We start from the raw sequence: 8,524 nt of genomic DNA, 5'->3' as shown, positions 1-8,524 counted from the left end.
TCCCACGCCGGCCAGGAAGCGGGCGGCGAGCATGATCTCGGACGACGTGGCAAGGCCGGCCGCCGCATTCGCCGTGCCGAAGACGACCAGGCCGGCGAGCAGCACCGGCCTGCGGCCCCACCGGTCGCCCAGCGCGCCGAGCGGCAGCAGCAACGCGGCCAGCGTGATGGTGTAGCTGTTGATGAACCACAGGACCTCGGTCTGCGAGGCGTCGAAGGCGGCGGTGAGCTCGGGTTGGGCGACGTTCAGCCCGGACACCGAAGCGATGACCGCCATGAGCGCGACGCAGACCGCGACCAGGATCGTCCGCCGTAGTCGTGGGTCCTGGACGGTCGGGTCGGGGGCTGCCGCGTCTGCGGACCGGCTCGTGCTCATGGGATTCCTTTCGAGAGGGCAGGGGGACCGGCGCCGGAGCCGTGGCCCCGGCGCTGCCGGACGGTGTGACTACGGGCGGCGGGTGGCGCGCACGACGACGTCGTGGAGGGGAGCCGCTCGGCCCCCGTGGCCGGTGAGCGTGCGCACGTGCTCTTCGGCGGTGACGATCTCCCACTCCGTGCCGTCGAGACGCGCGGTGATGGACGCGGCGGTGGCCGACGCCTCGGCGGGAGGGTGGTGCCCGTGGCCGGTGGAGCCGTGGGCGTGCAGGTGCCCCACGACGAGCAGCGTGCCGCCGGGAGCCACCCATCCGGCGATGCGGTCGTAGAACTCCAGCTGGGGCATCGCCGGGTGGGCGTAGTGGGTCATGACCAGGTCGAACCGGGCGCCTGGGGTCCAGACGCTCAGATCCGCCTCGACCCACCGCAAGCGCTCGCCGGCTCCGCTCGCCGCCGCGCGCTCGGCGGCGCGGGCAAGGGCCTCGGACGAGATGTCGGCCGCGGTGACCTGCCAGCCGCGGGAGGCGAGCCAGATCGCCTCCGCGCCGCCGCCGCAGCCCGCGTCCAGTGCCGTGCCCGGTGCCAGGCCGCCGGTCTCACGAGCGAGGTACGGGTTCGGCGGGTTGCCGCCCATGGACCCGGTGTCCCCGGCTCGTCCCTGTTGCCAGTGCCGTTCCCAGAAGTCCTTGTCGAATCCGTACGTCATGGGTTGTCCGTCCTCCTCGTTCGCGCGTTTCGTTCGCCATGGTGCTGATGGAGAAGGCGGAGGTGCAAACCTTGTTGCCGAATGGCAAAATGGCGGGATGGACGAAGCCACGGATCGCACCCTTGACGCCGTCGGGCCGCGATTGAAACGCCTTCGGCTGCACCGGGACGTCACGCTCGCCGACCTCGCGGCGGAGACCGGCATCTCCACCAGCACCCTGTCCCGGCTGGAGGCGGGCCTGCGGCGTCCCACGCTCGAGCAGTTGCTCCCGCTCGCCCGCGTATACGGGGTCACGCTCGACGAGCTCGTCGATGCGCCGCCGACCGGCGACCCCCGCGTCAACCTGCGGCCCATCCCGTGCGGCGACGGGTCGGTCATCCTGCCGCTGACCCGGAGGCCCGGCGGGATCCAGGCCTACAAGTTCGTCCTCCCGGCCGGAACCGACGACGCCGAACCCGACCTGCGCACCCATGAGGGTTACGACTGGGTCTACGTCCTCAACGGAACGCTCCGCCTCGTCCTCGGCGAGCACGACCTCATCCTCAGGCCCGGGGAGGCCGCGGAGTTCGACACGCGCACTCCCCACTGGTTCGGGGCCACCGGCGCCGGTCCCGTCGAGTTCCTGAGCCTCATCGGCAAGCAAGGCGAACGGACGCACGTCCGGGCGGCGCCGAGGCAGGGCCCGCCCGAGTAGCACCCACCGTCGGGCCGGGCGAGGCGCGATCGCCTCATCCGGCTCGCGGCGCGTCACTCCGGCCGCAGCCCACCACGGTCCTCCTCGACGGTCTGCGAGGCCTCGGCCGGCTGCTACCTGGTCCGCGGGTTCAGAGGTGCACCACCGCGGTGTGGGCGTGCCCGCGGCTGCCCCCGACCTCCACCTTGACCGCTTCCTTGGCCTTGCGCACGCTGCGGTCGCTCTCCTTGACCGATTTCACCGGCCAGGGCAGCGTGATCTTCACCTCGTCGGCGGTCCTGGACGGGTCGGAGACCGCGAGCCGTACCTGCCGGCAGTCGCGGCGGACCAGCAGCGTGCACGGGCCGTCGGCGGCGAGCGGGCCGTCCGCGGTCTCGACCGTCGCCGCGCGCCAGAAGACGGCGGCGAGCACGCTGTCGCGCGAGATGGCCTGCACCGCCCCGGAGTTGGCGAGGATCTCCACCCGCCCGCGGTAGGCCGCGGTCTGGGTGACGGAGGCGTCGGGCAGCACGGCATAGGCGTAGCGCGCCTTGCGCGGATCGACGCCGTGGTCGACCAGGATCGTCGTGTAGTGCCTGGTGACGGGGGTCCCGTCGCCTCCGGTGGTGGCACCCTTGTCGATGTCCCGCCAGCGGCCGGTGCGCTTCTTGCGGATCACCTTCGCGTCCGCGCCGTCGAGCAGCGCGTATCCGGCCACCCCGGACAGGTGGACCCAGCCGTCGCCCTGGGTCAGCGGCGGATGCCGGTCGTGGGTGTTGCGGTTCTCCACGATGGTCTCGACGCGGCGGCCGTCGGAGGCGGCGATGCCGGTGCCGAGGGCGATCACCGCGTCGTCGAGCAGGAACCACGCCTTCTTGGCCCGCAGCGAGGAGCCGTCGGCGATCAGCTTCATGGCGGCCACGCCGTACTCGCCGTCGAGGGCCACGCCGCCCGCCCACGGCGTGGGGGGCAGGCGGCGCTTGCCGTGCTTGAGCTCGGCGCGCCTGCGGGTGTCGACCGTCGTGCCCGGCAGCCGGTACGGGTCGATCGTGGGCCACAGGTCGTCGTTCCAGTGGGTGAGGTCGCCGGTGTAGAGGTAGGTCATGCCGTCGCCGGTGTACCAGCCGTGCAGGTTCTCCCGGTTCATGGCCTCGGCCGCGCCGATGCGCTCCGAGCTCATCGCGATCGCGTACGCCCAGGTGGGACGGCGGTGCACGACGCGGTCCATGTCGGCGAAGACGTACGTGCCCGTCGTGCGCGGGCCGACCGGCACCGACGGGTCCGCCAGCAGGGCCCTGGCCCCCGCGATGCTCCCCAGCGGTGCGAGCGTGTCGTACGGGATCACCTGGTTCCGGGTGAGCCAGCCCTTCACCAGCGGCCGCCAGCGCCGGGCATAGGGCTCGGGCGCCGCCTGCAGCAGGGTGAGGATGGCCTCGACGGCCTTCTGCCCCGAGTGGTAGTCGCGGTGGCCCTGCACCGAGATCTGCCGGCCGCGTACGCAGTCCATCATCAGCCCGTCGAAGATGAACGGCGTGAACGAGCGATCCACGAGGTCGTAGACGTTCCCGATCCCCGTGATCTCCCACGGCGACCCCGCGAGCATGGCGATCAGCTCGGCCACGCTCTCCAGGTAGTCCACGCCGTAGCTGCCGTTGTAGGGGTACACGTCGTGCTGGATGAACGACCCGTCGCGGTAGAAGCCGTCGCCCGGGCCCCTGGTCGGCCGCAGCAGGTCGGAGACCGCGTTCTTGGCCCGCTTGATGAGGCGGGCGTCGTGGGTGAGCAGTCCGCGCATCGCCACCGCCATGGCCTTGCTCGCCCGGTTGGCGCCCGTCTCGACGACGCCGGGGTGGCTGACGCGGCGCTCCGGGTTGGGGCACCAGCGGCGCAACGGGCGCAGCCAGCGGTCGAGGCGGTCCTTGGGCAGGCCGTCGTAGAGCAGGGCGCAGGTGTCGGTCAGCGCGCGGGGGACGCCGATCTCCCACCAGTACCAGTTGCTGCCCCGCCGGTCGAGCCCCTCGTGGTAGGCGTGCTCGTACAGGAAGTCCAGCGCCCTGACCGCGGTCTCGGCGACCCGCCCGTCGCGGTGCATGGCGGTGCCCGGCGTGGCCCAGCCCAGCGCCAGGGTGCGCATGCGGTTGTAGGCGCGGTTGAAATTGCCCGTCCTGGGGTCCTCGAGCGGCAGGTCGGGCCACAGGCTCGGGCGGCCGGCGGTGGGCTTCAGCTTGCGCAGCACCGCGTTGGCCGAGCCCTCGACCGCCTCCGTCTTGGCGGCGTACGCGGCGTCGTACGACCCACCGGCCAGCAGGCTCACCCATCGCTCACGCGCGGCGTCGAACGCGGCGGCGCCGGCCGCCTCGGCCGGCTTGTCCCACAGGGCGAGACCGGCCACGGTCGCGGCACCCAGCAGGGCGGACCGCCGACTGAGCTGGTGGGTCATGGAGGCCTTTCCGACAGTCGGGCAAATATCAATCGAAAAGATCATATGTCGGTAGGTGAGTGGACTATTTCGCCTCCACGACGGTAGGCCGGTCCCCCGGGAGCCTCGCGGCACCCGTCTCCGTCGGCGACAGCCCGGCCTGATCAGCCGGCGGCGGCGCGCGGGGCAGGGCGGCGGGCCCACGTGGCCCAGCGCCAGAGCCACTCGAAGGGGCCTTGGCGGTAGCGGCGCAGCCAGAGGGTGGAGAACAGCCACTGGGCTGCGAGGATGGCTCCCGCGGTCAGGTACGCCGCCGTCAGGGACCGGCCGATCGGCAGGCCGAGGAGGTGACCGGCGGCCAGGACGAGGACGGTGGCGGTCAGGTAGCCGGTCAGCGCCATCCGGCCCAGCGGCGCGAAGACCACCCGCAGCACCGGTCGCAGCGGCGTTCTGAGCAGCACCAGCAGGGCGCACACGTACGCGCCGGCGAGCAGCAGGTCGGCCAAGCCGGAGGTGAAGGACGGCTGCGCCGCGTCCGCCCCGGCCTGCGCGCCGACCTGGACCCACCGGGCACAGGCCGTCCCCGCCGCGAAGGCCAGGCCCAGCAGGAGCGGCCCTCGGGTGGACCGCTCGATCCGCTCCACCACCCCGTAGCGGACCAGCGCCGAGCCCAGCAGGAACAACCCGGCGATGAGCAGCGGCCCGCCCCCGCCGAAGAGCAGCGCCGCCGGGACGAGCACGGCGGCGAGACCGGCCACGGCCCACCGCGGCAGCCAGGTCGAGGGCAGCAGCACCAGCATGCCGACGACGGCGTACTTGGTCAGGATCTCGCCCGGCCACAGCAGCATGTGCACGAGTCCGATCGCGAGCAGCGCCGCGAGCCGGCGCAGCAGGACCAGCCGCGGGCGCGGGACGCGGCTCGCGGCGGAGTCCAGCAGCAGCGAGAACCCGATGCCGAACAGCAGGGAGAAGGTCGGGAGCCCGAGCCAGGGGTCCCAGGCCCCCATGGGCTGCGTCGCGACGGCGGTGCCGCCGTTGGCGATCAGCTGGATGTTGGCGAGCAGGATCTCGCACAGCGTGAACCCGCGCAGGACGTCGAGCGCGGCGATCCGCGGCCGGCCGGGGCCTGCCGGGCCGTCGCCGCGGCGCGGGGCGGAGGGGGTACGGGGATCGCCGGCGTCCAGTCCCGGGGCGTGATCTTCGTAGGGCATGGGCCTCATCCTGTGGCCGCGGCCCGGTGCCGTTATCGGCCACAAGTCGGGTCCCGCGCTAGGCGACCGTACTTTCGGCCGGTTCGGCGCGGACGCTGTGGGGCCGGGATCGGCAACACGGCGCTGCTCGACCACACGGCCGCCATCGCCGACGGCATGCACGTGGTCAGGGTCGGGTCCGAGGCCGAGATCCCCTTCGCTGCCCTTCGCCGCCGCATACCGAGCCACCCCGGACCGAACCCCGTAGGGCTCGGCGCCGCAGGTCGAGTGGGGGCGTCAGGCCTGGGAGTGCTTCTGACGCAGGCGGATGACCGGCAGTTGCCGGTCGGTCTTCTCCTGGTACTGCGCGAACCTGGGCGACGCCTTGGTGATCCGCTGCCAGGCCTCCGTGCGCTCCGCCCCGTGGAGCTGCTCGGCGACCACCTCCACCGTGCGGCCGTCGACCTCGATGCGGACCTGGTCGGGGTGGGCGGCGAGGTTGTAGTACCAGGACGGGTTGCCTGCCGCCCCGGCCGCCGAGGCCACGATCAGCCAGCTGCCGCCGTCACCGGGGAACCAGCCCACAGGCGTGATGCGCTCCAGCCCGCTCTTGGCGCCGACGGTGGTGAGGACCAGGGCGTCGAGGCCCATCATCTGGCCGCCCTTGCGGCGGATCCGCCGCGCGGCCAGCTTGTTGAACCATCGGAACAGCCGTCCGGCCGGCAGCCGGGCGCCGCGGGTTCCGACGGGGGTGTCGAAGCTCATGAGGCCTCCAAGGGCGAAAAGTTAACTAAGCGTACTGTACGCATAATTAACTATATTCGCCATATACAGTATGGGGGTGAACAACACGGGGCGGGAGACCACGCTGGAGGGATGGGGCGCCGGCCCGGACGGCGCACCGATGGACGCGGCCACCGGGCTGGTCCGGCTCAGCGGCCTGGTCCAGGCGGTCTACCAGCGCGTGTCCGAGCGCCACGAGCTGACCCCCGTCCAGGCGAGGCTCCTGTGCGTGCTGCTCGACGGCCCCAGGGGCATGGCGGAGCTGGCCGGCTGCTTCGGGGTGGAGAAAGCCGCGCTCACCGGGCTGATGAACCGGGCCGAACGGCGCGGCCTGGCCCTGCGGTCGTCCGTGCCCGGGGACCGCCGGGCCGTCCAGGTGACGCTGACCGACGAGGGCCGCCGAGCGGCCGTCGCGTTCTACACCGAGATGCGGGCGGAGATGGAGCGTCTCCTCACGCCACTGGCGGAGGAGGATCGTACGCGCTTCCGCCGCGCGATGGCCGAGATCGTCGCCGGGTGCGGCCCCGGCCACTGCTGAACCTGCGCGGCCGGCGACGCGTCGGTCAGCTCGATGCCAGCTGGCGGGCCACAGGCGCGCCACCAGGCGGGTGGCGTGCACCTGGGCCTCGGGGCTGCCGACGCCCCCGACGAGCTGCATGACGCGGTCGGCGACCTGGGAGCTCGGTTCGCCCGGTTCGCCCGGTTCGACCGGGGCACGCCCGGCCGGTGGTGTCATGGTGATGTGTTCCATGCGACGAAGAACGCCCAGGCGGCGCGCCTATGCCGCCGGGGCCGGTGTCTGGGTGGTTCCCGTGCGGGAGGCCCGCTCGATCGTGTCGATGAGCCGGTGTCGCCGCAGGGCATGGTCGAAGCCGGGCACGGTGTGCGTTCCCTCACGCAGGTCCCGCCCGAAGTGCGCGTACACCTGGGCTACGCCCTGCGCCGTTGCGGGCAGGTCGCGCGGGGCCGGATGGAAGCGGCTGTCGGGGAGGGCGATGTCGGTGAGCGTCTGGGCATCGCCTCGGCCGCCCTGCAGTCGCAGGTCCAGAGCCTGGAGGTTGCCGTTGATGCCGGGGGCGGTCAGGACCAGGTCGCCGTCGGTGCCGTTGATCTCCCAGTGGAAGTTGTCGCCGCGGGAGAAGCCGCCCCGGTAGAACAGGGAGAGGGCGGCACCGCTGCGGAAGGTGCCCGTGACGGATACCTGGTCGGCCACCGTCACCTGGATGGTGGAGCCCTCGTCGATCACCTGTGCCTGTGTGAGGCTGTGTACCAGGTTGGCCGAGATGCCGGTGAGCTCGCCGAGCACGACGTTGACCGCCTCCAGGGCGTGCAGGGCCGACGCCGTCAGGAGCGTCGCGCCGGCGGTGGCGTCGTAGAGGTAGGCGTGCGCGCGGTCGGTCACGGGGCTCCAGGACAGTCCCGATCCGACCAGCGTCGTGCCGAGCACCTTCCCGACGTAGCCGTCCGCGACCAGGTCACGGGTGTGGCGGATCGCCGGGAGGAAGCCGCCCTGCAGCCCGATCACCGTACGGACCCCTGCGGCCTCGGCTCGGGCGGCCAGGTCGGCCGCCTCGTCGGTGCCGACGCCGAGGGGCCACTCGCTGTAGACCATCTTCCCCGCCGCCAGCGCCGCGGAGATCAGCGCGTGGTGGTGGGGCACCTTGACCGACACCACCACCAGATCCACGCCGGGGTGGGCGACCAGGTCGGCGGGGTCGTCGAAGGCCGCCGGGACGTCGAACTCCTTGGCGGCCCGTTCGGCGGACTCGCGGCGTGAGGTGCTGATGGCGCGCAACTCGTAGTCCGGGAGGGCCTTGAGCGCGGGGACATGGCTGATGGCCGCCCAGCCGCCGATGCTCGCCCCGATGATGCCGACGCCGATCTTCATGATGCTCCTTTGGTGATGGCCGGTCGCCGGTGGCGAACGGGTGTGCCGGGAGGTGATGCGGTTGGTGGGGTGGGTCAGAACTGCAGGACCAGCCGCCCCCGGACGCCTCCGGCCTCGAAGCGGCGGTGAGCCTCGGCAGCCTGCTCGGGCGGGAACGTGCCCGCCACGCGCATGGCCAGCGCACCGGTCTCCGCCAGGCGGCGCAACGCGTCGAGCTTGTCGGGTCTGCCGCCGTAGTCGGGGACGTAGACCTGGTGGTAGCCGAGCCCGCGTTCGGGCGGGCCGAAGGCGGCCGTGCCGCGGAAGGCGGCGATGCCGCCGCCGTCGCGGACCGCGGCCGCGAGCGGGGCACCGATGAGCGCGGCGTCGGCCAGAGCGTGCACTCCGGCGGGCACGACCGCGCGGAACCGCGTGGCCACGTCGCCGCCCCTGGCGACCAACAAATCCGCGCCCCAAGAACGAACCAAGTCGCGGTCGGCAGGGGCGGCGTA

The 8,524-nt window shown here is 72.7% G+C and carries 9 protein-coding genes; 2 read left to right on the top strand and 7 right to left on the bottom strand.

What is annotated here, in order from left to right; genetic code table 11:
- On the bottom strand, positions 1-375 hold a 375-nt coding region (locus tag ACTWPW_RS61705; protein ID WP_443174654.1), incomplete at its 3' end, for an MFS transporter.
- Positions 376-444: 69 nt separating this feature from the next.
- Positions 445-1,080, bottom strand: coding sequence for a class I SAM-dependent methyltransferase (locus ACTWPW_RS61700; RefSeq protein ID WP_443174653.1), 636 nt, complete (start codon positions 1,078-1,080; stop codon positions 445-447).
- Positions 1,081-1,177: 97 nt separating this feature from the next.
- Here ACTWPW_RS61700 and ACTWPW_RS61695 point away from each other — a divergent pair, with 97 nt between their 5' ends.
- The gene (locus ACTWPW_RS61695) at positions 1,178-1,774 is read left to right on the top strand and encodes a helix-turn-helix domain-containing protein (protein ID WP_375112709.1); all 597 of its coding nucleotides are present in this window, start codon (positions 1,178-1,180) and stop codon (positions 1,772-1,774) included.
- A 130-nt stretch (positions 1,775-1,904) separates the two neighbouring features.
- Here the strand turns inward: ACTWPW_RS61695 and ACTWPW_RS61690 are convergent, their stop codons facing one another.
- The 3 genes from ACTWPW_RS61690 to ACTWPW_RS61680 form a co-directional block, all read right to left on the bottom strand.
- Entirely contained in the window at positions 1,905-4,193 is a 2,289-nt protein-coding gene (locus ACTWPW_RS61690) for a polysaccharide lyase 8 family protein (RefSeq protein WP_375112710.1), read from the bottom strand.
- 143 nt (positions 4,194-4,336) lie between these two features.
- Complete coding sequence (locus ACTWPW_RS61685; RefSeq protein ID WP_443174652.1) at positions 4,337-5,383, bottom strand: DUF418 domain-containing protein; 1,047 nt, start codon at positions 5,381-5,383, stop codon at positions 4,337-4,339.
- 276 nt (positions 5,384-5,659) lie between these two features.
- Complete coding sequence (locus ACTWPW_RS61680; protein ID WP_443174651.1) at positions 5,660-6,127, bottom strand: nitroreductase/quinone reductase family protein; 468 nt, start codon at positions 6,125-6,127, stop codon at positions 5,660-5,662.
- A gap of 76 nt (positions 6,128-6,203) precedes the next feature.
- On the opposite strand from ACTWPW_RS61680, the gene ACTWPW_RS61675 reads away from it, so the two are divergent.
- Positions 6,204-6,683 (top strand): MarR family winged helix-turn-helix transcriptional regulator, encoded by a 480-nt coding sequence (locus tag ACTWPW_RS61675; protein WP_443174650.1) that lies wholly within the window; start codon positions 6,204-6,206, stop codon positions 6,681-6,683.
- Positions 6,684-6,923: 240 nt separating this feature from the next.
- On the opposite strand, the gene ACTWPW_RS61670 is transcribed toward ACTWPW_RS61675, so the two are convergent.
- Together ACTWPW_RS61670 and ACTWPW_RS61665 are read right to left on the bottom strand one after the other, a co-directional pair.
- Positions 6,924-8,033 (bottom strand): Gfo/Idh/MocA family protein, encoded by a 1,110-nt coding sequence (locus tag ACTWPW_RS61670; protein WP_443174649.1) that lies wholly within the window; start codon positions 8,031-8,033, stop codon positions 6,924-6,926.
- Positions 8,034-8,107: 74 nt separating this feature from the next.
- The coding region (locus tag ACTWPW_RS61665; RefSeq protein ID WP_443174648.1) for a zinc-binding dehydrogenase at positions 8,108-8,524 on the bottom strand (417 nt) is incomplete at its 5' end.

This window comes from Nonomuraea sp. KM90 (genome assembly GCF_052246675.1).
Classification (GTDB): domain Bacteria; phylum Actinomycetota; class Actinomycetes; order Streptosporangiales; family Streptosporangiaceae; genus Nonomuraea.
Note: the sequence above shows the minus strand (reverse complement) of the source record. Positions and strands in the feature narration are given on the sequence as shown.

Coding starts and splice junctions, on each gene's coding strand:
- ACTWPW_RS61685 (WP_443174652.1), bottom strand. CDS start 5,383: ATGCCCTACGAAGATCACGCCCCGGGACTGGACGCCGGCGATCCCCGT.
- ACTWPW_RS61700 (WP_443174653.1), bottom strand. CDS start 1,080: ATGACGTACGGATTCGACAAGGACTTCTGGGAACGGCACTGGCAACAG.
- ACTWPW_RS61670 (WP_443174649.1), bottom strand. CDS start 8,033: ATGAAGATCGGCGTCGGCATCATCGGGGCGAGCATCGGCGGCTGGGCG.
- ACTWPW_RS61695 (WP_375112709.1), top strand. CDS start 1,178: ATGGACGAAGCCACGGATCGCACCCTTGACGCCGTCGGGCCGCGATTG.
- ACTWPW_RS61680 (WP_443174651.1), bottom strand. CDS start 6,127: ATGAGCTTCGACACCCCCGTCGGAACCCGCGGCGCCCGGCTGCCGGCC.
- ACTWPW_RS61690 (WP_375112710.1), bottom strand. CDS start 4,193: ATGACCCACCAGCTCAGTCGGCGGTCCGCCCTGCTGGGTGCCGCGACC.